Genomic DNA, 24,190 nt, shown 5'->3' with positions numbered 1-24,190 from the left:
GGCAGCCCCGGGGGGATCATCAAATGAGCGATCATCACGATTATCTGGCTCTCGACTGGGTGCGCGGCGAAATCCAGGAAACACTGGACCAGGCCCGCCAAGCGCTCGAAGCCTATGTGGAGAACCCGGGCGACTCAACACGCATGCGGTTCTGCCAGACCCACCTGCATCAGGTCCATGGCACCTTGCAGATGGTGGAGTTCTACGGCGCCGCGTTGCTCGCCGAGGAAATGGAAAAACTGGCCCGGGCCCTGCTCGATCAGCGTATCGACCGGGAAGCGGAAAGCCTGGAATTGTTGATGCGCGCGATCCTGCAGCTGCCCCCTTATCTGGATCGCGTGGCCAGTAACCGCCGGGATTTGCCGGTGGTGCTGCTGCCATTGTTGAACGACCTGCGCGCCGCACGCGGTGAACCGCTGCTGTCCGAAACCGCGCTGTTCAAACCCGATCTGCGGCACGCCCAGGGCGACGGCCGCATTGATGAGAGCATCCGCAACGACGCCCGCTTTCCGCAGTTGATCCGCAAAATGCGGCAGACGTTCCAGGTGGCGCTGGTGGGCGTCATGCGCGGCGAGCAGGTGAAACGCAACCTCGGGTATCTGCGCCGGGTGTTGGAAAAACTCCGGCAAATCAGTGGTGAAGCCGCCCGGGCGCCATTGTGGCGGATCGCCGATGCGATGGTGGAGGGGCTGGAGGAAGAGGTCATTCCGCTGGGCTCTTCGGCCAAACAGATGCTGGGCCAGTTGGATCGCACCTTGCGAGAGCTGGCCGCCGACGGCGCCGACAGCCTGGAACGGCCAGCCCCCACGGAGTTGATCAAGAACCTGCTGTATTACGTGGCCCGGGCGGAGCGCGCGACGCCGGCCATCGATGCCATCCGGCGGCGCTTTCGTCTGCAGGACGCATTACCTCCCGAGGCATTGGTGAACGAGGAGCGGGCCCGCCTCAACGGCCCGGATGCCACGGCCATGCATTCGGTGGTGACCGCCTTGTCCGAGGAGATCACCAAGGTCAAGGATCACCTGGAGCGGTTCGTTCACGACTCCCGGGCGGACCCCGCCGATCTCGCGCCCCTGGTCAGCACGCTGAAGCAGGTGTCCGACACCATCGCCATGCTCGGCCTGGGCCAGCCCCGGGTACTGGTGGATGAACAACGGCAGGTCCTGGAGGACATCGCCGAACGCCGTCAGCCGCCGCAACGGGAGCGGCTGATGGATGTGGCCGGAGCCCTGTTGTACGTGGAAGCCACGCTGGCCGGCTTTGGCGGCAACAACCAGCACCGCCCCGCCGGCAATACCGTTGGCAATACCGTTGAAGGTACCGACACTTCTTCGCTGCCCAATCATCTCGGCCAGGCCATGGACGCAGCGCTGCGCGAATGCCGGGCGGGGCTGGAAGAAGCCAAGGACGGGGTGGTGGAATTCATCGCCTCGCATTGGGATCGTGCGCATTTGCAATCGGTGCCGGACCGCCTGCAGGCCGTCCGTGGCGGCCTGGAGATGGTGCAACTGCAACGCCCGGCTCTGGTGCTGCGGCAGTGCGCCCGTTTTATTCAGGAACGGCTGCTGGGCGACGAACAGGCCCCCGACTGGCAGAGCATGGATACCCTCGCCGATGCCATGAGTTCGGTGGAGTATTACCTGGAACGCCTTAGCGACGATCCGCATACCAGTGACGATGTTCTCGAAGTGGCCCATCGCAGCATCGCCGCCCTGGGGTATCCGCTTCAGCCTCTGGAGAGCGATGCGGAACCGTCATCAACGGCAACAGCGGCGGAGCCGGAACCGCGAAACGCGGACGACGATGATGATCTGGTGGATGACGAAATCATCGAGATCTTCGTCGAGGAGGCGGACGAGGTCATCGAGGCACTGGACCAGTACTTTCCCCGCTGGGCCGCCGATACCGGCGATGAAACCGCTCTGGTGGAGTTTCGCCGCGCCTTTCACACGTTGAAGGGCTCCGGCCGCATGGTCGGTGCCACCACCGTGGGCGAACTGGCCTGGGCCATCGAGAACATGATGAACCGGGTCATCGACCACAGCATCAGCGCCGACGCCACGCTGATCCACCTGGTACGCGAAGCCCACGGCCTGATCCCCGATCTGGTCGGCGCTTTCGCCCGCCGCCAACCGGACCCGGTGGACGTGACCCCGCTGATCGAAGCCGCCGGCATCCTTGCTGGCGGCGGCAGCCTGGATAACCTGGACGGTCCAACGTTGCCGGAAACATCCGCGGATCAGACCGACCCGGTGCTGCTGGATATTTTCCGCCGCGAGGCCGACCGCAATCTCACGCTGCTGACGCAATGGCTGGATGGGCTGGACCCGGAACTCGGCGAGCAGGATCTGGACGATCGCGTCCATCGCGCCCTGCACACTCTGAAGGGCAGCGCGCGCATGGCCGAATTGGATGCCATGGCGGAAATGGCGGAGGCCGGTGAAAAACTGGTGAAGGAATTGATTGCCGCCGGCCTGCGCGCCAACCGCGATCAGGTGGCGCTGATCCGCGACAGCCACCGGCAACTGAGCGAAGGCCTGCGGCGATTGGCCTCCCAGGGCGATGCCGCTTTACCCGATGCCGGACCGCTGTTGCGTGCCCTGGACGACGCCCGCCACCAGGTGCGTGGAGACCATCAAAACAATAACGCCCAGGTTCTGGCCATGCTGCTGTCCGACAGCATGGACCTGGTGATGGACGCCGATACCCTGCTACAGGCCTGGGCCACCGATCCCGAGCAGATCCGGCCGTTGGCCCGGCTCCGCGATGAACTGCAGAACCTGGCGCAAGGTGCCCGCAAGGCGAGTCTGGAGGAAATCGAAGGGCTCGCCCTGGCCCTGGCCACCGCCTACGCCACCGTCACTCAGGGACGCCTGGCCTTCGACCCTGGGCTGCTGGCACAGCTCAATGAAGGTCATGACGCGCTGATCAATATGCTCGATTGTCTGGCCGCTGGCCAGACCGTGCGCGCCGAATTGGGGCTGGTGGATGGCCTGCGCGACCTGACCGAAACCCGGCAGCCGCTGACGCTGGACCCGCAAGCGCCATCCGCACCCGCCTCGGAGCATAGCAGTGGACTTTTACAGCAGGCCGAGGAGGCCTTGCTGCGCGCCAACGAACATCTTGCCACCTGGCAATTGGGGCAACCGGCCAGCCTCAATCAGCTCGACCAGGAACTTACCGAGCTGGCCACCAGCGCCGGCGAGGCGGAAGTCCCCGCCCTGGCGGACCTGGCCGCCTCCCTGGCCGGGTTGTACCGCCGTCTGGCATCACCGGAGACCGGCGCGCCAACGCCCTCGGTGTTCGATATTCTGCAACGGGCCCATCATCGACTGGCTGACATGATCGATCAGCTGCGCTCCGGCTCACTGCCGGCCACGGACACCGTCCTCGAGGATGTACTGGCACTGGCCGACATACCCTGGACCCCGATGGCGAAGGCGGAGGTGGAGGCGGAGGGCGCGCCACCGGAACCGGCGGCTCAGCCAGCCATGGAGGAAAGGGATCCGGAATTGGTCGGCATCTTTCTGGAAGAGGCCGAGGACATTCTCCACAGTTGCACCGAAAGCCTGGAACGGTGGATTGCGGAACCGGAGAACATCCTGCTGGTGCAGGCCCTGCAGCGGGACCTGCACACCCTGAAAGGCGGGGCGCGCATGGCCGAGCTCAGCGAGCTGGGTGATCTGGGCCATGAGATGGAAACGCTCTACGAGCGCCTCGCTCTTGGCCGGGTGGAGCGACAGCCGGCGGTTTTCGATCTGCTGCACCGCTGCCACGACCGCGTGGCGGAAATGATCGACCGGGTCACCGCCCGGCAGGCCCTTGCCTCTGCCCGGGATTTGATTCAGGCCATCCATGACTACCTGAACGATCCATCCGGTTTCAGACTCGCGGCTCCCGTCTCCGACGTCATTCCCGAAGCCGCCCCGGCCAGACCTGCCGCGCCGCCGTCCGGCGGCGGTGATAGCGGCGGCATCGATCCCGACATTCTCGATATTTTTCTGGAGGAATCGGAGGAACTGGGCGAGACCATTGAAGCGACCCTGACCGCCTGGCGGGATCAACCGGAGGACCGTCAGCTCAACGACCAGCTCAAACGGGCGCTGCACACCCTCAAGGGCGGCGCTCGGCTGGCGGGGGTGGCACCCCTCGGGGATCTGAGCCATGACTTCGAGCAATTTCTGGAGCGGCTGGACAATCAACGCCGGGCCCCGGAAGAAGACGACTTCCTCACCATGCTCGGCTGGCTGGACGCGATTAACCAGCAACGCGGGCAGCTGCGCGGGCAGCCGGCGGACACCCGGGCACCGGACCTCCTTCCGGAACCCAGCGCCACTCCCGAGCCGGCTGCCGCCATGCCGGCGGCACCACAGGAAATGGTACGGGTGAGCGCCGAGGTGCTCGAGGCGCTGGTGAACCTGGCCGGGGAAACCTCCATCAACCGGGGCCGGGTGGAACAAAGCATCAACGATTTCGTCTCCCATGTGTCGGAGATCGGCGCCACCGTCACCCGCTTGTATGAACAACTGCGCCGGCTGGACGCGGAAACCGAAGCGCAGATCCTCTCCAATTATCAGCAGGGCGTGGACCGGGGCGAGTTCGACGCCCGCTTCGACCCCCTGGAGATGGACCAGTATTCCGAACTGCACCAGATCACCAAGCAGCTTTCCGAGTCCGCCTCGGACTTGCTGGATCTGAAAAACACCTTGCTGGAACGAACCCGCGACAGCGAAACGCTGTTGCTGCAGCAGCAGCGTATCAATACCGAGCTGCAGGAGAAGTTGATGCGCACACGCATGGTGCCGTTCTCCCGGCTGGTGCCGCGCCTGCGCCGCATCGTCCGCCAGGTTTCCGGCGAGGTTGGCAAGCAGGTCGAGTTCGAGGTGATCAACCCGGAAGGCGAGTTGGATCGCACCTTGATGGAACGCATGGTGGCGCCGCTGGAGCACATGCTGCGCAACGCCATCGACCATGGCATCGAGTCGCCCCGGGAGCGGCGCGAAGCCGGCAAGAATGAGACCGGCCAGGTGCGCCTGGAACTGACCCGCGAGGGCGGCGAGGTGGTGCTGACGCTGGCCGACGACGGCGGCGGTATCAATACCGGGGCGGTACGCGCCAAGGCGGTGGAGCGGGGGTTGATCGATGCCGATGCCAACCCCAGCGACAAGGACGTGCATCAGTTCATCTTCCACGCCGGCTTCTCCACCGCCAGCCAGGTCACCCAGCTGTCGGGCCGGGGCGTCGGCATGGATGTGGTGGCCAGTGAAATCAAACAGCTCGGCGGCACCGTGCACATCGAGTCGCGCCGCGGGCAGGGCACCCGTTTCGTGGTGCGTCTGCCGTTCACCCTGGCGGTGAATCGGGCCTTGATGGTGCGCGCCAACGAGGACACCTACGCCATTCCGCTCAACCAGATCGAAGGCATCGTGCGGGTCAGTCCGTTCGAATTGCTCGATTATGTGGAGAATCAGAACCTGGTGTATCGCTACGCCGGTCAGGACTACGACCTGCATTACCTGGGCCGTTTCGTACATGATCTGCCGATGCCGCATCCGGATGTGCAAAGCCAGCCGTTGCCGTTGCTGTTGATCCGCAGTTCCGACCACGCCGTGGCCCTGGTGGTGGACAGCCTGGTGGGCTCCCGCGAGGTGGTGGTGAAATCCCTCGGGCCGCAGCTCACCAGCGTGGCCGGCATCAGCGGCGCCACCATCCTCGGCGACGGCTCGGTGGTGGTGATCCTCGACATCCACTCCCTGATCCGCGCCGCCCAGCTGCGCCAGCCAGCACCGCTGACCGCCCCGGCGGACCAGCGCGATGCCGCTCGCGAGCAGGCACCGCTGGTGATGGTGGTGGACGATTCGGTGACGGTGCGGAAAGTCACCGGACGCCTGCTGGAGCGTCAGGGCTATCGCGTGGTCACCGCCAAGGACGGTCTGGACGCCATCGCCAAGCTGGAGGATCACACGCCGGATGCCATGCTCCTGGACATCGAAATGCCACGCATGGACGGCTTCGAGGTGGCGTCCCATGTCCGCCATGATGCGCGGCTGGCGCGGGTGCCCATCATCATGATCACCTCGAGAACCGGCGAGAAGCACCGTGACCGGGCCTTCGATATTGGCGTCAACGGCTACATGGGGAAACCGTTCCAGGAAGGCGAATTGATCACCACGCTCGGCGAGTTGCTGGAGGAAAGCCGGGAGAGCGTGGGATGACGCCACCGGCGGCCCGCATCGGCGTGATCGCCGATGACACCCTGCAAGGCCATCTGCTGTCCACCGCGATTCGCGGTCAGGGCTATCAGGTAGTGATCAGCACCGACCCGGAGAATCTGGCGGCACACTGGCTTGATGACACCGGTCTGGATCTGTGGGTGGTGGACCTGTCCCGGGAGGATCGCTGGCAGCGGTTCCTCGATCACTTGCTGGAAGGCGCCCGCGCGCCGTTGCTGTTCTGCGACGGCCAGGCCCCGCCGCGTAACGCCGCCCACTATCCACGCTGGGAGCGGCGTCTGCTGAGCAAGTTGCTGGATTATGTCGGCCCGCCGGCATTGCAGGAACGCTTGCAAAGCCTGCCCCCGGACACCAGGGCGCCGATCCCGGAACCGCGGGAATTCCGCGACCTGCCGCGAGCTGACCAGGACCGTCCGCGAAGGGTGTGGGTGCTGGGCGCCAGCCTGGGGGGACCGGCGGCGGTAAAACGTTTTCTCGACTCGTTACCGGAACATCTGCCGGTGGCCTTCGTACTGGCTCAGCACATCGATCCCGGATTCCTGGGCACACTCCGCCAGGTGCTGGACCGGAACCCTTCGATCCGCTGCCGGATCGGCGACGACGGCAGCCGTCTGTGTCACGGCGAGGTGCTGCTGGCGCCGGTGGAACAAGCGATCCGTTTTCATTCCGACGGCCGCGTCATCACCACCGGTAGCCGCTGGGAGGGCCCTTATGCCCCCAGCATCGACCAGTTGATGACCCATGTCCTGGATGGCATCGGCCACTGTGCCGGCGCCATTCTGTTTTCCGGCATGGGCAACGACGGCGCCATCGCCGCGCCGCGTCTGGCGGCGTCCGGCGCCCTGGTCTGGGCGCAGTCGACGGACACCTGCGCCGCCAGCAGCCAGCCGGACTCGGTGCGGGAAACCGGCTGTGTCAGCTACAGCGGCAGCCCGGAGCAACTGGCCGGCCAGTTGGTGGAACAGGTACGCCGGGAATTATCGGTCCCGGCACCAGGCTGGTGAACCCGGTCCTTGCAAGGAGAAGACGATGTTCGATAAGACCCTGTCCGATGATCGCAATGCCGATACGCTCCCCGACGACATCGCCAGTCTGCTGATTCCCATGGCGGAACGCCCCTGGCTGATCCCCAATCTGGTGGTGGCGGAGGTGATTCCGCTGCGCCACCCGGACCGGCCCGGCCACGGTCCGGAATGGTTGCTTGGCTGGATGCACTGGCGCGAGCAGGAACTGCCGCTGCTGTCCTTCGAAAAGCTGAACGAGTCCGGCCCCGTTCATATCGGGCCACAAGCACGCATCGCCATCCTTCATTCGGTGTCCGGGGCGTGCCGTTTCTACGCCATGGTGGTACAAGGGATACCAAGATTGCTGCGGGTGACACCCGGCGCGCCTCGGGAGGAACCGGGGGAGATCGGTCCGGCAGCGGCGATGAACGTGCAAATGGGAGGTGATCTGGCGGTGATTCCCGATCTTGACGCGGTGGAAAAGGCGGTGGCGGGCCTGCAAGCCGGGCAGCGCCGGCAATGATCGACTGGTCTCTACTGGAACAATGGGCGCGGCGCGATGCCCGGCCTCGCGGACGTTTCCGCAATCTTTACCCCACACCCGATCACGGACTGGCGGAGTTGCTGCGCTGGCAACGGGAAACCCGCGGCCGCTTCCCGCCCCATCTGCCATTCCCATTACAGCAACCAGACCCGGCGCTGCTGGCCCGGCCGGCACCGCAGCCGCGTTTCACCTGGATTGGCCACAGCACCTATCTGATCCAATACCGGAACTGGAATCTGCTGACCGACCCGGTGTTCTCCGAACGCTGTTCACCGGTCTCCTTCGCCGGCCCCAAGCGCGCCGTTCCGCCGGCGCTGACCATCGATGTACTGCCGCCCATCCACGCGGTGCTGGTTTCCCATAACCACTATGATCACCTGGACCGGGCGGCGGTGGACGCGCTGCAACGACGCTTCGGCGATCACATCACCTGGTTCGCCCCCACCGGGGTCGGCGCCTGGCTGCGCCGCCGGGGCATCACCGAAGTAGTCGAGCGGGGCTGGTGGCAGCACGCGGGCTGGCACGACGCTCAGGCGTTCTGTCTGCCGACCCAGCATTTCAGCGGCCGCGGCCCCCGTGACCGTAATACCACCCTGTGGTGCGGCTGGCGCCTGCAGTGGCCGGACTTCAGTTTGTTTTTCGCCGGCGATACCGGTTACGCCCCGCTGTTCCAGGATATCCACAAGGCGGTGGGACCGGTGGACACGGCGCTGTTGCCGATCGGCGCCTATCTGCCCCGCTGGTTCATGGCGCCGGTGCATATCAATCCGGAGGAGGCCGTGCGCATTCACCAGGATCTGCAAGCACGTCATTCCCTGGCCATGCACTGGGGAACCTTCGTACTCACCGACGAACCAATGGACGAGCCGCCACGACTGCTCACCCAGGCCCTTGCAGCCCGGGGCATTCCCACCGGACAATTCCGCGTTCCGGCCCATGGCGAAACCGTGACTCTGCCCTTGCGCGACACCGTTGCCGCCATTGACCCTGTTTTGCCGAGCTAAGCGCGGGCCGACCATGGGTCTGCTTGGCGACTCATGTAGAATGCGCTCATGAACGGCCCCCGCCGGCACACCTTGACTCCGGACCCGGGACCACAAGAATTCAGCCTTCGCAGGCGGAGGCAGCGAGATCCAAGGAGAAAGCGGAACATGACACCACGGCAACGGGGACGGCGTCTCTGGTGGCTGATGCGTCTGTTTGCGTGGCTGCCGTTACCCGTGGCTACCGGCTTGGGGGCGTTTCTGGCGGGACTGATGACCCGGGTGCCATTACGCTATGCCAGTGCTTACCGGGTTGCCCTGATCAACGTGCTGGCGGCTTATCCGGACATGCCCCTGTCCGAGGCGCGCCGGATTGCCCGGCAAAGCGTGTGCGAGCTGGGCCGCACCCTCACCGAGTTCGCCCATGTCTGGAGCCGGCCGGTGGAGGAAACCCTGGCGCGGTTCTCCGATATCCATGGCGAAGCCGCTTTTCTCGAGGCCTCCGCCAGCGAACGGCCGGTGCTGCTGTTGTCATTGCACCAGGGCAGTTGGGAGAACATCAATCTGTATCTGGGGCAGAAGGGCAACACCACGGTGATGTACCAGCCGCACCCGGCCACGCTGCTGGACGAGGTGGTGAAGCTGGCGCGCGAACGCACCGGCTGCCGGCTGGTGCCCACCAACAGCCAGGGGGTCAAGGAAGGGCTCGCCACCATGCGCGCCGGCGGCACCCTGGCGCTGCTGGCCGACCATAACCCCGGCAGCCGCGCCAACCCCAATGTGCCATTCTTCGGCCATCCGGTACCCACTCCGGCGCTGGTGGGGAAACTGGTGCGCCGCTTCCGGCCCCATATTTTCGTGGTGTCCTGCTATCGCGGTGAAGGCGGCGTGCGTGACATCCAGCTGCATTTCGAACCGGCGCCGGATATTGAAAACGCCGAGGACGACAGTGCCATTCTGTCCGCCCTGAATCGCCATCTGGCCCGCTGCATCAGCCGCAAGCCAACCCAGTACCAGTGGACTTACAAACGCTTCAAGTGGCGTCCCGGCGGGCGCCGGCTGTGGTACCGGCAATCCCTGGTTCTGTTGCGCCGCGCCGCTCACGGGGAGGACCGCTCCGCGCTGGGTCTGGCACCGGACATCACACCGGCGCGGAACGCTTCCGTCCCTTCGAAAGGAAAAGCATAATAGCGCCTTCGTTTTCGAGGACTCGCCCATGCCGATCAATAAAGACAAGGTCGTTACCCTGCACTACACCCTGCTCGACGGCGTCGATGGCAGCGAACTGGAACGCAGCGCCGAGGATGCGCCGCTCCGGTATCTGCACGGTGCCGGGAACATTCTGCCCGGCCTTGAGGCCGCGCTGGAGGGCAAGGACGTCGGCGAGGATGTGGAAGTGACGCTGGAAGCCAAAGATGCCTACGGCGAACGTGACGACAGTCTGCGGCAACGCCTGCCGGCCAAGCATTTCAAGCACGCCGGCAAGCTGAAACCCGGCAAAGTGGTCCGGCTACAAACCGAACAGGGCCCGCGCCTGGTCACCGTGGTGAAGGTGGGTTTGAAAACCGTGGACGTGGACGCCAACCATCCGCTGGCGGGCCGCGCCTTGCGCTTCCAGCTTTCGGTGAAGGATATCCGCGACGCCAGCGCCGAGGAAATCGCCCACCGCCACGTACATGGCCCGGGTGGCCACGAGCACTGACGCCGCACCTCAACGCCGCTTCAAAAAGCGCTCCAACACTCGCACCAGTACCCGGCCCAGTTGCGTGGCCAGGGTTCTCAGCAAGCTCTTGGTGAAAGCCTCGCCGGTGCTCTGCCGGCGTGAGGTTCGCTTCATACTGGCTTTTTTCTCCGGCTCCGGTTTCGCCAGCTCCACTTCCTTTTGCTGCTGGCGGCGAGCCTGCAGACGCTCGTGAGCGGAGTCCCGATCCTCCGTTTGATCGTATTTAGCGGCCAACGGCGACGCCGCTTTCAGCTGCGCCAAAGCATCCTCATCGGCCGGTCCGATGCGGCTACGCGGCGGCGCCACCAAGGTGCGTTCCACCGGCGTCGGAATACCCTGATCATCGAGCACGCTGACCAACGCTTCGCCGACGCCCAGCTCGGTGATCACCACGGCGGTATCCAGATCGGGGTTGGCGCGGAACGTCTGGGCCGCCACTTTCACCGCTTTCTGGTCCTTGGGGGTGTACGCGCGCAGGGCGTGCTGCACCCGATTACCGAGCTGGCCCAGCACACTGTCGGGAATATCGGACGGTGATTGCGTGACGAAATAAATGCCTACCCCCTTGGAGCGGATCAGCCTTACCGTCTGTTCGAGCTTTTCCAGTAACGCTTTCGGTGCGCTGTCGAACAGCAGGTGGGCTTCGTCGAAGAAGAACACCAGTAACGGCAAGGGCTGGTCGCCACGTTCCGGCAAGCGTTCGAACAATTCCGCCAGCAACCAGAGCAGGAAGGTGCTGTACAAGCGCGGCTGCAGAATCAGCTCCCGGCCATCCAGCAGATTGACCACGCCCTGTCCGTTCTGCTGCTGTATCAGATCCATGATATCCAGCGCCGGTTCACCGAAGAACACGTCACCGCCCTGGCTCTTCAACACCAACAGCCGGCGCAAAATAGCACCGAGGCTCTGCGAGGACAGCGTGCCATAGCGTTTGGACAACGGCTTGCGCTGCTCCACCATCCAGTTCAGCAGGCTTTCCATATCCTTCAGGTCCAGCAGCGGCAGATCCTCGCTCTCGGCGTAGTCAAAGGCGATGTGGAGCACACCGCTTTGCACCTCATTGAGCTCCAGCAGATTGCTCAACAGCGCCGGCCCCATGTCCGCCACGGTGGTGCGGACCGCCTGGCCGGTACGGCCATACAGATCCCACAGCCGGGCCGGGCAGGCCTCGGCGGCCCAATCGGTGATGCCGATGTGCTGAACCCGCTGCTGGATCTTGTCGTTGCTGTGGCCGGCCACGGCGATACCGGACAAGTCCCCTTTCACATCGGCGGTGAATACCGGCACACCCAGACGTGAAAAGCCCTCCGCCAGCACCTGCAAGGTCACGGTTTTTCCGGTACCGGTGGCACCGGCGATCAACCCATGGCGGTTCGCCATGGCCCCGTTGAGTGCAATCCGCCCCTTTTCCGTACCGCCGATCAAAAGCTGCTGCATGACCCGATCCCCGTTGTGTCCTGACCGCAGTCTGAGCGATTCGGCCGATTTTGTCCGTGAGGAGTTGTAAAAGCGGCGCGCAACCCCATGTGCTGGGGAGCCGTTTTATTGGAGAGCACATTATGCCCCGCCACTTTGAATCCGCTCCCGGCCTGTGCCAGCAGCCGGACGCGGAAACCAACCATTACCTGTTCAATCAGACCATGCTGCGGATCAAGGATCCCGAACGCAGCCTGGACTTCTACTCCCGCGTTCTGGGCATGCGTCTGGTGCGCAAACTGGATTTCCCGGAAATGCAATTCAGTCTCTACTTCCTCGGCTATCTTGCGCCGGACGAGGAAAATCGCGTGCCCGAGGACGACGCCGCGCGGCTGACCTACACCTTTGGCCGGGAAGCGATGCTGGAGCTGACTCATAACTGGGGCACGGAAAAAGAGGCGGATTTCAGCTACCACAGCGGCAACGAGGACCCGCGCGGCTTCGGCCATATCGGCGTCACCGTGCCGGACGTCTATGCCGCCTGCGAACGCTTCGAGAAACTGGGTGTGGACTTCGTCAAGAAGCCGGACGAGGGCAAAATGAAAGGTCTCGGCTTCATTCGTGACCCCGACGGTTACTGGATCGAGATCATTCAGGCCGACATGATGGAGAAACAGGCCAAGGGCGGCTAGAGATCAAGCAGCGCCAGAAAAGCCCGCGTCGCCGGTGTCGGGTTGGGATGCCACACCGCCCGCACCACCCGGCGCGGCGCTTCCCGCACTGGCCGTGTGCACACACCGGCCAGGCGGGGGGCAAGACTGGCGGGAATCAGGCCGATCGCCAGGCCACGGCGGACGATATCCACCAACAGAGAAATGGTGCTCACCTCGAACCGGACCGCGTAACGCAGGCCGGCGGCGGCGAACGCTTCCTCCGACTGCTGGCGGGCCCCGGTTCCCTCGCCAAAGTCCGCCATCGGCCATTCGGTCAGCTGCTCCAGACTGACTCTCCGGCACCGGGTCAGAGGGTGCTCTCTGGGCAGCAACGCCACCAGCTCTTCTTCGCACAGATCAGCGCTTTCCAACCGTTCAATCACCACCCCGGGCCAGAGACCGACAAAGGCCAGATCCAAGCTGTGTTCGTGCATGCGATCGATCATCCGTTCGCTGCCGTCCATGCTCATCTCGATGTCCACATGGGGGTAGCGGCGATGAAACCGGACCATCAGCCCGATCACGTCCGGCTCGGTCAGCGTGGAGATGGTCCCCAGAGAAAGCCGGCCCCGGACTTCACCGCTGCGCGCGGCCACTTCGTCTCCGATACGGCGTACCGCATCCAAAGCCCGCCGACCGCTCTCGACGAACGCCTCGCCGGCGGGAGTAAGCCGCAAGGATCGGGAGTTACGTTCAAACAGGATCGTCCCCAGCTGCTGTTCGAGCTGCGCCACCTGATGGCTCAGCGCCGATTGCACGATATGACAGCGGCGGGCGGCGGCGGTGAAACTGCCTTCCTCCGCCACCGCCAGCACATACTCGATCTGACGCAGTTTCATGGTCTCGCCCCTGATCTATCTCTTTTATAGATAACTGGGATGATATTAATGCATTTGTCACATACCGGCGATTGGCCGACACTGCACCGCTCAGTCGATTACCGACACCCAGCCCGCCAGGGAGATCCGCGAGGAGAGGCCATGAACACAGACCGCCAGCACGATACGGCACCCGGGCTCAATCCCATGCTGCTCATGCTGATGACCGTCACCACCGGGTTGGCGGTGGCCAGCAACTACTATGCTCAGCCGCTGCTGCACACCATCGCCGATGAGTTGTCGCTGTCCTATTCCCGCGCCGGCATCATCGTCACCGCCGCCCAGGCGGGCTACGCGGCCGGATTGCTGCTGCTGGTGCCTCTTGGCGATATGTTCGAGCGGCGGCGGCTGATCGTCACCATGATCACGCTGTCCGCCGGCGGCCTGCTGATCAGTGCCAATGCCTCCACACTGACCATGCTGCTGGTGGGCACCGCCATCACCGGCGCTTTCACCGTGGTGGCCCAGGTGCTGGTGCCTTTCGCCGCCACTCTCGCGGCGCCAGCGGTGCGCGGCAAAGTGGTGGGCACGGTGATGAGCGGTCTGTTGCTGGGGATTCTGCTGGCCCGGACCGTGGCCGGCGCCTTGTCCACCCTCGGCGATTGGCGCACCGTCTACTGGGTGGCCTCGGCGCTGATGTTCGTGAACGCCCTGGCGCTGTGGCGGCTGCTGCCCAGCCACCGGCAATCGGCGGGGCTTTCCTATGGCCGTTTACTGCTGTCCATTGGCCAGTTGTTCGCCCGTTATCGCCTGTATCGGGCCCGTTCCGCCCTGGGCTTTCTGACCTTCGCCATGTTCAGCGTGTTCTGGACCTCGGCGGCGTTTTTGCTTTCCGCCGAGCCCTGGCACTTCTCCGACGCCACCATCGGACTGTTCGGGCTGGCCGGGGCGGTGGGTGCCTTGTCCGCGCGCAAGGCGGGCAGCCTGGCCGACCGCGGCTACGCCCGCTGGACCACTTTGGGCGGCGTGTTGATGCTGGCGTTGTCCTGGGTGGTGATGGGCTTCAGTGAAGTGAGCCTGATCGCGCTGATCATCGGCATCGTGATATTGGATCTGGCGATCCAGGCGGTGCACATCAGCAACATGAACGTGATCTACGCGCTGGACGAGTCGGCCCGCAATCGCCTCAATTCCGGCTACATGTTCGTGTACTTTCTTGGCGGCGCCGGAGGCTCGCTGGCCTCCGCCTGGGTCTACCAGCATTACCAGTGGAACGGCGTGGTCGGGCTTGGTCTGGGTCTGGCGGCCGTGGCCTGTCTGGTGGCGTGGCTGGCACCGACGGAGGCGTCAGCCACCACCTCGTGATTGCAGAACACGGAACAGCAACATGCCGGCGACCATCGCCACCACGAACACGATGCCCTGCCAATAGCCCAGAGGCAGCAGCGTCAAGGCCGGACCGGGACAAATACCCGCCAGTCCCCAGCCAACGCCAAACAGCAGACTGCCGCCCACCAGGCGGCGGTCAAGGTCGCGCCGCGTGGGCAACCGCATGGCACCGCCCAGCCAGGCCCGGGAGCGGCGGCGGGCCAAGGCCATCGGCGCCATGGCCGCGGCGATGGCGCCTACCATCACCAGCGCCAGGGAAGGATCCCAGGCACCAGTCAGATCAAGAAAACCCAGCACCTTGGCCGGATCGGTCATACCAGACAGAATCAACCCGACACCGAACAGCAGGCCCGCGAGTAACGCCGTCAGCTTATTCATACCGCGACTCCCACCAGATGACGGACCATATAGACGGTGGCGAAACCCGCCCCCATGAAGCACAACGTGGCCACCAGAGAACGCGGTGACAACCTGGACAGGCCGCAGACACCGTGACCGCTGGTACAACCGGAGCCGTAGCGGGTTCCCAGGCCCACCAGCAGCCCCGCCACGATCAACATCGCCGGCGAGCCGCTGAAATGGCTTTCCGGTACCGCCGCGAACATGCCCCAGAGCAGCGGCGCGGCCAGCAACCCGAGTAAAAACAGCGCCGCTTCACCACGCCCTTCCTTGTCGGACTGCTCCGACCCGCCAAACAATCCGTCCAGCAGCCCGCCGAGCAACCCGCTGATACCGGCAATGCGGCCATTGGCCAGAATCAGCAAAGACGCGGCCAGACCGATCAGCACACCTCCGGCCAGAGCGCTCCAGGGCGTAAACAGGCTCCACTCAACATTCATCGACGAGCCTCCTCGCAGAACAATCGATACAAGGTCTCGATCACCGCCAGCGCTTCGTCACTGGCGATGCGGTAGTAAATCTGTTTGCCCTCACGCCGGGTCGCCACCAGCCCCTCCCGCCGTAACACGCCAAGCTGTTGGGACAGAGTGGGCTGCGGCACCCCCACGGCACCTTCCAGCTCACCCACATTGCGCTCACCCTGGCAAAGCTGGCAAAGCAGCAACAACCGGTCCGGATTGGCCAGCGCCTTCAACAGGCGTCCCGCCGCGGCGGCATTGTCATGCAACTGATCCATATTCAGATCGGGAATGGGGCGGCTCATGATCACTCTCACTTTCGTTTCATTTAATTTATATTTTTATATATTGTATGGCAAGAGGACATCGCCAACGCAAGCCTGCGGGCCACTACGGGGTAACCGCGAGGAGCATAAAAAAGGGCACCCGAAGGTGCCCTTGCCCCGGAAAAGCCGGGAAAAAAGGCAGATTCAAAGTTCCGGCGTAAAGGTCGGCGGCTGGCGGGGATGTACCTGTTCCTGGTAGCCGTAGGCGATTTTGATCAGGGTCGGCTCGGCGTATTCCCGTCCCAGCATCTCCATGCCGATGGGTTGCGCCGGCTCCAGATTGGTGGCCATGCCGGCGGGCAGCGTCAGCGCCGGGAACTGGGAAAACGGGCTCAGCCGGTTGTTGCTGCCGGCGCTGGGGCTGCCCCCGAGATCACCGGCCAGACCGGTCATGGTCGGGTACAGCAACACATCGTAAGGCTGGCCCAGGCTGTTGCCAGCGGCATCCACGTTATCCAGCGCCCGCATCAGGCGTTCGCGCACGAACACGGGGCGCTCCACCGTGTTTTTGCTGTACACCTCCTGTTGTTCCTCGGTGAGATTGTCCAGATCGATGGTGCCGCGATATTCCAGGCTGCTCTGGTAGTTGGGCAGGTAACCGCCGCTGTCCAGGAGCCCCTGGTAGGTCTGGATGTGACCGTCCATGACGTTGACCCAGCTGTTCAGGTAAGCGACCAGGTCATGCTGGAACTCATAGCTGGACATGGATGAATAATCACCCAGGATGGTGCTCAGATCATCGACGGTGACGTCTTCCACCGTGGCGCCGGCGGCTTCCATGGCGGCCAGTGCATCCTCCAATACCGCGTTGACGGTTTCATTACTGCCGAACAGCTCGCGCACCACACCGATACGAGCGCCATTGAGGCCATCGGCATCCAGGTAATCCGTGTAAGTGTCCGGCACTCCGGTAAGAGTCTTGTACTCGTCCTCACCGCTCATCGCTGGCGCATCGATTTCAAAGCTGATGCGCTGGTTGGCATGGGGGGAGTCATCAAAGCCGACCATGGCATCCATCATCAGTGCACAGTCTTCCACGGTACGGCACATGGGGCCGCCGGTATCCTGCCAGGACGCCAGCGGCATGATGCCGTCCTGGCTCACCAGTTTCAGCGAAGGCCGTATCCCGACCAAGCCACCCAGGCTGGAAGGCACCCGGATGGAACCGCCGGTGTCGCTGCCGGTGCCCACCATGGCCAGACTGGCGGCAATGGCGGTGCCGGTACCGCTGGACGAACCACCCGCGCCTTTGCTCTGGTCGTAGGCGTTCTTCACCAGACCACGCAGGGAGCTGGCGCCGGTAAAACCAAAGGCGAACTCATCCATGTTGGCCTTGCCAATGACGATGGCGCCGGCTTCGCGCAGGCGGCGGATGGTGTAGGCATCCTCCAGCGGCCGGTTGTACTGGAAGGCGATCGCGCCGCCCGTGGTCGGCATCTGTTTGGTGTTGAAGTTGTCCTTCGGCAGCACCGGCACACAATAGAGCGGGCCATCGATGCCGGTTACCTCGAAGTTCAGATCTTTTTCCCGGGCTTCGAACAACGCATCCGGGTTGATGTTGACGACACTGCGCAACTCGGTTTCGGTACCGTCGTCGTCATAGGCATGGATACGGTCGATATAGCCCTGGATGACGTCTTCGCAGCTGACACCACCGGTCTCCAGGGAGGTGTGCAGGCTGCTTACCGTGGCTTCAACAAAGGAGAACGGTACCGGCTCCACCACCGGAGGATCAGAATCACTACTGGAAGAACCGCCGCACCCGGCAAGCACGGCAAGCGATAAGGCGGTAACCGCGAACAATCTGGTTTTGATCATGGAAACGTCCCCATTTCCCTCTTTACGGTTCAACACATATCCCTGAATAAACGGGCCCGGGACCTGTAACCGGACCCGGGCAAACTCCTGTCGCGTTGCCTGTCCAGGAATCAAGAGCCGTGCCAGATTTTCCAAGGTTCACGGAAATACCCGCGAGAATGCGGAAATAGTGGGTGCTCACGTACTGCAAAGTACGGACACACCGGTCAGGAGGTACACCACCTATGGAAGAGCGCACAAAAATGGGAGGGGCGTCGCACTAACTTCGAGCGAGGGGAGCAGGGGTTGTCAGGATAACCAGGCCCACAAGGCGGCCAACAGCGCCACCGGCGCGGTTTCCGCCCGTAAAACCCGGCTGCCAAGGGCAAAGGCGGAAAAACCGGCTTCGAAAGCTTTATCGAGTTCGTCGTCGTCGAACCCGCCTTCCGGGCCGGTGAGCAGGGTCAGCTCGCTCTGCGTACTCAGACGTTCGGTGGGGAACGGCTCACTACCCGGATGAGCAATCAGTTTAAGCCCGGGCAGCGGTCCGGCCAGCCAGTTGGTCAAGGGCATCGCGGTGAGAATCTCGGGCGGCCGGTTAAGGCCGCACTGCTCGCAGGCGCTGATCGCCACCTGCCGCCAATGCTCACGCTTTTTCTCCTGACGTTCGCCTTTCAGGCGGACTTCGCAACGGGCGGTATCCAGAATCTGGATACGGGCAACGCCCAACTCGGTGGCTTTCTGGATGGCGTAGTCCATGCGCTCGCCTTTGATCATCGGCAACCCCAGGGTCACCGCCAGCGGTGGCGTGCGTTCCACCGGATCGTGGGCCAGGGGCAACACCTCCACGGTTTTCTTGTCCACCGCGACGAGGCGGGCCCGCCATTCGCCTCCCCGACCGTTGAACAGCACCACCTCCTCTCCCTTGCTCATGCGCAACACCCGGGCGATATGCTGGCTGGGGCTGGCGCCCAACTGGCAGGACCGGTCGAGGTGAAACTCCTGGTCATCGAAGAATCGGCGCATTGAGGGCATCGGCGGATCCGTTAAAACGAGGGCGGTTTTTGCGGTGCGCCTAGGCTACCATAGGGCACTTGTCAGGGGCGTCATTTCGCCACCAAAAGCACACCGATTACAAGGGATTGAAGCCTATGCCGGAATACAGTTACTGGATCATTCTCGGGTTGATTCTGATCATCGCGGAGTTCCTGATCTCCGGGCTGCTGACCATCTTTCTCGGTCTGGCCGCGGTGATCGTCGGCATTCTGGTGTTTTTCGGTGTCCTCAATGACCTGACCTGGGAGATCACCACCTTCGCCGTCATCAGCCTGCTATTACTGGTGGGGGCGCGGCGTTATCTGCGCGCCTGGCTGTTCGGGCGTGAGGCCCCATCCAAATCCACCGAGGACAGCGCTGGCCTGACCGGCGCCCGCGCCACCGTGGAGCAGGATTTCGTTGACGGTATCGGCGCGGTACGATACCGCGGCGCCCGCTGGCAGGCGCAATCGCCGGTAGCCTTGAAGGCCGGGGAGATGGTGCGCATCACCAAACATGATGGACTTTGGCTCACGGTCGAACCCTGGTCCAGCACTTCAACCGACAAGCAACCGTAAGGATTTTATTATGCAAGGATTGATTATTTCCGCACTGATCGCCCTCGGCGTCATCGTGCTGTTGGGGATGACCATCCGTGTCGTTCCGCAACGGAGCGTGTACGTGGTGGAGCGACTTGGCAAATACCGCACTTCCCTGGAAGCGGGTCTGCACATTCTTATGCCCTTTATCGACAAGGTCGCCTACAAGCACTCCCAGAAAGAGATCGTGCGCGATGTGCCGCGCCAGAGCTGTATCACCAAGGACAACATCGAAGTCTCCATCGACGGCGTCATGTACCTGCAAGTGGTCGATCCCAAATCCGCCAGTTACGGCGTGGACGACTATGTCATGGCCGCCCAGCAACTGGCGCAAACCACGCTGCGTTCGGTGATCGGTAAGATCGACCTGGACAAAACCTTCGAGGAACGCTCCGAAATCAATATGGAAGTGGTCAAGGCGGTGGACGAAGCCGCCCAGCCCTGGGGCGTGAAGGTTCTGCGTTACGAGGTGGCGGATATCAACCTGCCAGCCTCCATCAAGGACGCCATGGAGAAACAGGTCCGCGCCGAGCGGGAGCGCCGTGCGGTGGTGGCGGAATCCGAAGGGGATCGCCAGGCCGCGATCAACCGTTCCGAGGGTGACCGCCAGGCGGCGATCAACCGCTCCGAGGGTGAGAAGCAGGAGATGATCAACATCTCCGAAGGTGAAAAGATGAAGCAGATCAACGAGGCGGAAGGTCGCGCCCGGCAGATCGAACTGATCGCCCAGGCCACCGCCACCGGTTTGCGTGAGGTGGCCACGGCAGTGAAGGAAGACGGTGGCGAGGAAGCCGTCAGCCTGCGCATCGCCGAACAATACGTGAGCGCCTTCGAGAAACTGGCGAAGGAGTCCACCACCCTGTTGCTGCCGTCCAATCTGAGCGATGTCGGCGGCACCGTCGCCGGTCTGCAGAAAGTCCTGAAGACCATCGACAGAACCCAGCCCTGAGCATGACTCCCGCCGCTTTTCGGGCCCCCTGGTGGGCCCGTTCCCCCCATCTGCAAACTCTGTGGGGGCCGCTATTGCGCCGTACCAAGGCGCTATCGCGGCGGCGGGAAACCCTGCCACTGGCGGACGGCGATCACCTGCTACTGGACTGGTGCGGACCGGCACCGGACGGGCAGCGCCCGGTATTGTTGCTCCAGCACGGTCTGTCCGGCTCCAGCGATTCGCACTACATCATCGGTATCCAACGGCGTCTGCTCGCCCTGGGCCTGCCTTCAGTGGCAGCCAACGGCCGAGGCGCCCTGGTTCCCAATGACACCGCCAGGTCTTACCACGCCGGGGAGATCGATGACCTCGACACGGTGATCAGGCACGTCCATGAACGCGCCAAGGGAGCACCGGTGCTGGCGCTCGGCGTTTCCCTGGGGGCCTCGCGCCTGCTCAACTGGTTGGCCCAGGCTGATTCCGGCAAACTGGCCGGCGCCCTGGCGATCTGCGCGCCGTTGCAACTGGCGAACAGTGCCGACCATATGGATCAGGGCCTGTCGCGCATCTATCGCAATCATCTGATCAAAGCCCTGCTCGCTACTCTGGATGCCCAGGAACGGCATCTGAACAAGGTGAACCCCGAGCAAGCGGCGATCCTGGCCGGCCTCGACCGCACCGGCATCCGCTCTTTCTGGGATTTTGACGGCCGGATCGTGGCGCCCTTGTACGGCTTCCGCGATGCCGCCGACTACTACGCTCAATGCTCCGCCGGGGCGCGCCTCGGCGCCATTGGCACGCCCACCTGGCTGCTGCAGGCCCGGGACGACCCTTTCATGACCGAGGCCAGCCTGCCCCGGCAGCAGGATCTCAGTGACGCGGTGATGCTGGAAGTGGCGGAGCACGGTGGCCATGTGGGGTTTGTTCAGGGTTCGATCCGGCGCCCTCATTATTGGCTGGAGGAGCGGGCCGAGGTTTTCATCCGCGCGTTTTCATCGAATCAGCAAAGCGTTTCCACCGCTGCCGGCTGACCAGTATCAACGGCAAAGAGGTGCTACGAAGCCGCTGTAGGAGCTTGCCCTGCAAGCGAATGGAGCTCCGTTTCTCAAAATTCGCTTGCAGGGCAAGCTCCTACAGCGGCCTTGTCGTCCGATCCGGGGAAAGCTCCGGGTGGCGACATGAATTTCACGGCATCAGCACCACGGTGAGTAAAGCGGCCAGCCCGCCGCTCAAGACCAGCCAGCAGGCGGACAACCCCAGGTTCCAGCGGAACGCGGCGACCCGGGCGTCGTAGCCGGTGAGCCGTTCCATCAATAGCGAATTGGCGGAATAGGGCGTCCCCGTGGCGCACTGGGCCCAGCCACTGACGATCGCCAACCCCAGACCGACGTACGCTTCCGGCGGCCACACCGGTCCCATCACGCCGCCAACCAAAGTGCCCATGATGATCGGATTGAGTCCCAGTTGGCCACCCCCGAAGAACAGAAACGGCACCACGAGCGCTACCAACGGGTAACCCCAGTGTGGCAACGAAAACGCTTCGCCCAGCGAATGCAGCACCAGCAAACTGATCAGCGCGCCCAGAAACGATGAGCCGCCCATGATCACCACTTCGTTGGCCAGCGGTGCCATGGTCGGCAGCGACACTCGCTCACCACGCCAGCGCTCGCGCACCATCAGCAGGATGACCGCGATCAGACAGCTCAGAGTGACCGCTTTCGAGTAACGCAAATCCAGCAAACCGTTGAACAGCAGCGTCACCACCCAGATCGCGGTGACCACCGCGCCGAAGCGCAACCAGGGCATCAGTACACTGTCCTTGCGGTCGTCGCCGCCGACCGGTTTTTCCGCCTCCCGGAACAAAGCGCCGCTGGCCAGATAGACCATCGCCAACGGGATGCTGATGGCCAGCAACTCCCAGGAATGCAGACCGACAAGGTAGGTCAGGGTGGTGACCACGGAAATGGACAGCGGGGAAAACATCGGCGAGGCGCCGTAACCACGCAGCACGCCACGGGCGGCATTGCGCGCCATGGCCGAGTCGCCATGACCCTGCACCTGCTCGTTGACCATTGAACCGATCAGGCCCACCGAGCCAAAGTTGAGTGGCACGGAAAGGAAAGCAGTGCCGAAAGTCACGCTGTAATAACGGGGCAGCGGTCGGCCGCTGAACAATCCGGCGGAAATCCGCTTCAGATCCGGTGAGCGCGCCAGCACCGCCGCCAGCAACATCATGGTGACGATCAGGGCGGTCAGGCGAATCATGGCGGTGGCGGCCAGCACCACGGATTGCGGAGCCACCACCAGAGCGGCCAGCAATGACAGCAACACCAGCGTCAGCACGCCCCGCGCCACCATGCGCAGCTCACCCCAGGCCAGGATCACCGCCACCAGCGCGGCGGCGACCCCCGCCAGATTCAGCGCTGGCCAGGCCGGCAACAGACCGGCGACCAGGGCCGCGTAGGTCAGCCCCGAGCGCCAGCGAAGCCGCGCCGCCGTCGACACGTCAGTTCTGCGCCGGCAACAGCGTCGCGCCGGTCAGTGCCTGCACCTCGTCGAAGGTGTTATCACCGTGCAATTGACGTACCCGCAGCCCTTCGTCGGTGACGTCCAGCACCGCCAGATCGGTGTAGATGCGTTTCACCACGGCGGCGCCGGTCAGCGGATAGTTACAGCTTTCCAGGATCTTCGGTTCACCGCTCTTGGTGGTGTGGCTCATGATCACGAACACCTGCTTGGCGCCCACCGCCAGATCCATGGCGCCGCCCACCGCCGGTGGGTAGGTGTCGTTATTGGTGGCCCAATTGGCCAGGTCGCCTTTTTCCGACACCTGGAACGCACCCAGCACCGCCAGATCCAAATGACCGCCACGCATCATGGCGAAGGATTCCGCGTTGTCGAAATAGGCGCCACCGGGCAGCAGAGTGACGAACTGCTTGCCGGCGTTGATCAAATCCGGGTCTTCCTCGCCCGGGGCCGGAGCCGGGCCGACACCGAGGATGCCGTTCTCGCTCTGGTAGATCACCTGCCGGTCGTCGCTGACGTAGTTCGCCACCATGGTGGGCATGCCGATGCCCAGATTCACGTAGGCGCCGTCGGGAATATCCTGGGCCACCCGCTCGGCGATTTCCGCCGGTTTAAGCCGCATCTTCCGCCACTCCTTCTGTGCCACTACCCGATCCACGAAGATACCCGGGGTGACGATGCATTCCGGGTCAAGATCGCCCACTGCTTCCACCCGTTCCACTTCCGCCACGGTCAAGGTGGCGGCGGTGGCCATCGGCGGATTGAAGTTACGGCCGGCGGTGTTGTAAATCAGGTTGCCCCAGGCATCCGCCCGTTGCGCTTTGATCAGAGCCACGTCGGCGGGCAAAGCGGTTTCCAGTACATAGCCGCGGCCGTCAATCACCTTGGTTTCCTTGCCTTCGGCCAGCCGGGTGCCATAACCGGTAGGCGTATAGAAACCGCCGATGCCGGCACCGGCGGCGCGGATCCGTTCCGCCAGAGTGCCCTGGGGCACCAGCTCCAGTTCGATGGCGCCTTCTTCATAGAGGCGCTCGAACCACACCGAACCGGCGGAGCGCGGAAACGAACAGACGATCTTGCGCACCAGACGATCTTTCAGCAGGGAGGCGATGCCCTCATCACCCACCCCGGCGTTATTGGAGATCACGGTCAGATCCCGGGCGCCGTGTTGGCGCAGGGCCTCGATCAGTTGCAGGGGAAAACCGGAACTGCCGAAGCCGCCGATCATCACCGAGTCGCCATCCTTGACGTCGGCCACCGCCGACTCGAAGGAATCCCAAATTTTATTGATCACGT

20 protein-coding genes are annotated in these 24,190 nt (G+C 63.6%); 11 read left to right on the top strand and 9 right to left on the bottom strand.

The window, feature by feature from the left end:
* Positions 1–23: 23 nt before the first annotated feature.
* The 6 genes from B5T_RS00315 to B5T_RS00290 all read left to right on the top strand — a co-directional run bounded on the left by B5T_RS00315 (position 24) and on the right by B5T_RS00290 (position 10,466).
* Positions 24–6,215 carry an Hpt domain-containing protein gene (locus tag B5T_RS00315; RefSeq protein WP_014992433.1) on the top strand — a complete coding sequence of 2,064 codons (6,192 nt, stop codon included), beginning with the start codon at positions 24–26 and terminating at the stop codon, positions 6,213–6,215.
* The gene (locus tag B5T_RS00310; protein WP_014992432.1) at positions 6,212–7,237 is read left to right on the top strand and encodes a chemotaxis protein CheB; all 1,026 of its coding nucleotides are present in this window, start codon (positions 6,212–6,214) and stop codon (positions 7,235–7,237) included. The genes B5T_RS00315 and B5T_RS00310 overlap by 4 nt, the downstream gene beginning before the upstream one ends.
* A gap of 25 nt (positions 7,238–7,262) precedes the next feature.
* Positions 7,263–7,760, top strand: a complete 498-nt coding sequence (locus tag B5T_RS00305; protein WP_014992431.1) for a chemotaxis protein CheW — start codon at positions 7,263–7,265, stop codon at positions 7,758–7,760.
* Entirely contained in the window at positions 7,757–8,785 is a 1,029-nt protein-coding gene (locus B5T_RS00300) for an MBL fold metallo-hydrolase (protein ID WP_014992430.1), read from the top strand. The genes B5T_RS00305 and B5T_RS00300 overlap by 4 nt, the downstream gene beginning before the upstream one ends.
* 147 nt (positions 8,786–8,932) lie before the next feature.
* A complete protein-coding gene (locus tag B5T_RS00295; RefSeq protein ID WP_014992429.1) occupies positions 8,933–9,952 on the top strand; it encodes a lysophospholipid acyltransferase family protein in 1,020 nt (339 codons plus the stop codon).
* 28 nt (positions 9,953–9,980) lie between these two features.
* Entirely contained in the window at positions 9,981–10,466 is a 486-nt protein-coding gene (locus B5T_RS00290; RefSeq protein WP_014992428.1) for an FKBP-type peptidyl-prolyl cis-trans isomerase, read from the top strand.
* Between the two features lie 9 nt (positions 10,467–10,475).
* Here the strand turns inward: B5T_RS00290 and B5T_RS00285 are convergent, their stop codons facing one another.
* On the bottom strand, positions 10,476–11,924 hold the full coding sequence (locus B5T_RS00285; RefSeq protein WP_014992427.1) for a helicase HerA-like domain-containing protein: 1,449 nt from the start codon (positions 11,922–11,924) through the stop codon (positions 10,476–10,478).
* 122 nt (positions 11,925–12,046) lie between these two features.
* On the opposite strand from B5T_RS00285, the gene gloA reads away from it, so the two are divergent.
* Positions 12,047–12,595 carry a lactoylglutathione lyase gene (gloA, locus tag B5T_RS00280; RefSeq protein ID WP_014992426.1) on the top strand — a complete coding sequence of 183 codons (549 nt, stop codon included), beginning with the start codon at positions 12,047–12,049 and terminating at the stop codon, positions 12,593–12,595.
* On the opposite strand, the gene B5T_RS00275 is transcribed toward gloA, so the two are convergent.
* The gene (locus B5T_RS00275; protein ID WP_014992425.1) at positions 12,592–13,455 is read right to left on the bottom strand and encodes a LysR family transcriptional regulator; all 864 of its coding nucleotides are present in this window, start codon (positions 13,453–13,455) and stop codon (positions 12,592–12,594) included. The genes gloA and B5T_RS00275 overlap by 4 nt on opposite strands.
* A 141-nt stretch (positions 13,456–13,596) precedes the next feature.
* On the opposite strand from B5T_RS00275, the gene B5T_RS00270 reads away from it, so the two are divergent.
* Positions 13,597–14,799, top strand: coding sequence for an MFS transporter (locus tag B5T_RS00270; protein ID WP_014992424.1), 1,203 nt, complete (start codon positions 13,597–13,599; stop codon positions 14,797–14,799).
* Here B5T_RS00270 and B5T_RS00265 read toward each other — a convergent pair.
* The 5 genes from B5T_RS00265 to B5T_RS00245 all read right to left on the bottom strand — a co-directional run bounded on the left by B5T_RS00265 (position 14,782) and on the right by B5T_RS00245 (position 18,838).
* Positions 14,782–15,201 carry a DUF6691 family protein gene (locus B5T_RS00265; RefSeq protein WP_014992423.1) on the bottom strand — a complete coding sequence of 140 codons (420 nt, stop codon included), beginning with the start codon at positions 15,199–15,201 and terminating at the stop codon, positions 14,782–14,784. The genes B5T_RS00270 and B5T_RS00265 overlap by 18 nt on opposite strands.
* Complete coding sequence (locus B5T_RS00260; RefSeq protein WP_014992422.1) at positions 15,198–15,662, bottom strand: YeeE/YedE family protein; 465 nt, start codon at positions 15,660–15,662, stop codon at positions 15,198–15,200. The genes B5T_RS00265 and B5T_RS00260 overlap by 4 nt, the downstream gene beginning before the upstream one ends.
* A complete protein-coding gene (locus tag B5T_RS00255) occupies positions 15,659–15,985 on the bottom strand; it encodes an ArsR/SmtB family transcription factor (protein WP_014992421.1) in 327 nt (108 codons plus the stop codon). The genes B5T_RS00260 and B5T_RS00255 overlap by 4 nt, the downstream gene beginning before the upstream one ends.
* 165 nt (positions 15,986–16,150) lie before the next feature.
* Positions 16,151–17,824, bottom strand: coding sequence for an amidase family protein (locus B5T_RS00250; protein ID WP_041716597.1), 1,674 nt, complete (start codon positions 17,822–17,824; stop codon positions 16,151–16,153).
* Between the two features lie 288 nt (positions 17,825–18,112).
* Positions 18,113–18,838 carry a 16S rRNA (uracil(1498)-N(3))-methyltransferase gene (locus tag B5T_RS00245; protein ID WP_014992419.1) on the bottom strand — a complete coding sequence of 242 codons (726 nt, stop codon included), beginning with the start codon at positions 18,836–18,838 and terminating at the stop codon, positions 18,113–18,115.
* Positions 18,839–18,954: 116 nt separating this feature from the next.
* On the opposite strand from B5T_RS00245, the gene B5T_RS00240 reads away from it, so the two are divergent.
* From B5T_RS00240 to B5T_RS00230, 3 genes are read left to right on the top strand one after another with little or no spacing between them, the layout of a single operon-like run.
* Complete coding sequence (locus tag B5T_RS00240) at positions 18,955–19,416, top strand: NfeD family protein (RefSeq protein ID WP_014992418.1); 462 nt, start codon at positions 18,955–18,957, stop codon at positions 19,414–19,416.
* A 10-nt stretch (positions 19,417–19,426) separates the two neighbouring features.
* On the top strand, positions 19,427–20,386 hold the full coding sequence (locus B5T_RS00235) for an SPFH domain-containing protein (protein ID WP_014992417.1): 960 nt from the start codon (positions 19,427–19,429) through the stop codon (positions 20,384–20,386).
* Between the two features lie 2 nt (positions 20,387–20,388).
* Positions 20,389–21,399 (top strand): YheT family hydrolase, encoded by a 1,011-nt coding sequence (locus tag B5T_RS00230; RefSeq protein WP_014992416.1) that lies wholly within the window; start codon positions 20,389–20,391, stop codon positions 21,397–21,399.
* A gap of 154 nt (positions 21,400–21,553) precedes the next feature.
* Here B5T_RS00230 and B5T_RS00225 read toward each other — a convergent pair whose 3' ends face one another.
* Both B5T_RS00225 and B5T_RS23875 read right to left on the bottom strand, forming a co-directional pair.
* On the bottom strand, positions 21,554–22,873 hold the full coding sequence (locus B5T_RS00225; RefSeq protein ID WP_014992415.1) for a hypothetical protein: 1,320 nt from the start codon (positions 22,871–22,873) through the stop codon (positions 21,554–21,556).
* Position 22,874: 1 nt separating this feature from the next.
* Positions 22,875–24,188, bottom strand: coding sequence for a 3-oxoacid CoA-transferase subunit A (locus B5T_RS23875; RefSeq protein WP_014992414.1), 1,314 nt, complete (start codon positions 24,186–24,188; stop codon positions 22,875–22,877).
* Positions 24,189–24,190 lie beyond the last annotated feature (2 nt).

Source organism: Alloalcanivorax dieselolei B5, assembly GCF_000300005.1.
GTDB classification, from domain to species: Bacteria; Pseudomonadota; Gammaproteobacteria; order Pseudomonadales; family Alcanivoracaceae; genus Alloalcanivorax; species Alloalcanivorax dieselolei.
The sequence above is the reverse complement of the archived record's forward strand: the minus strand, read 5'-3'. Positions and strand labels throughout refer to the sequence as shown.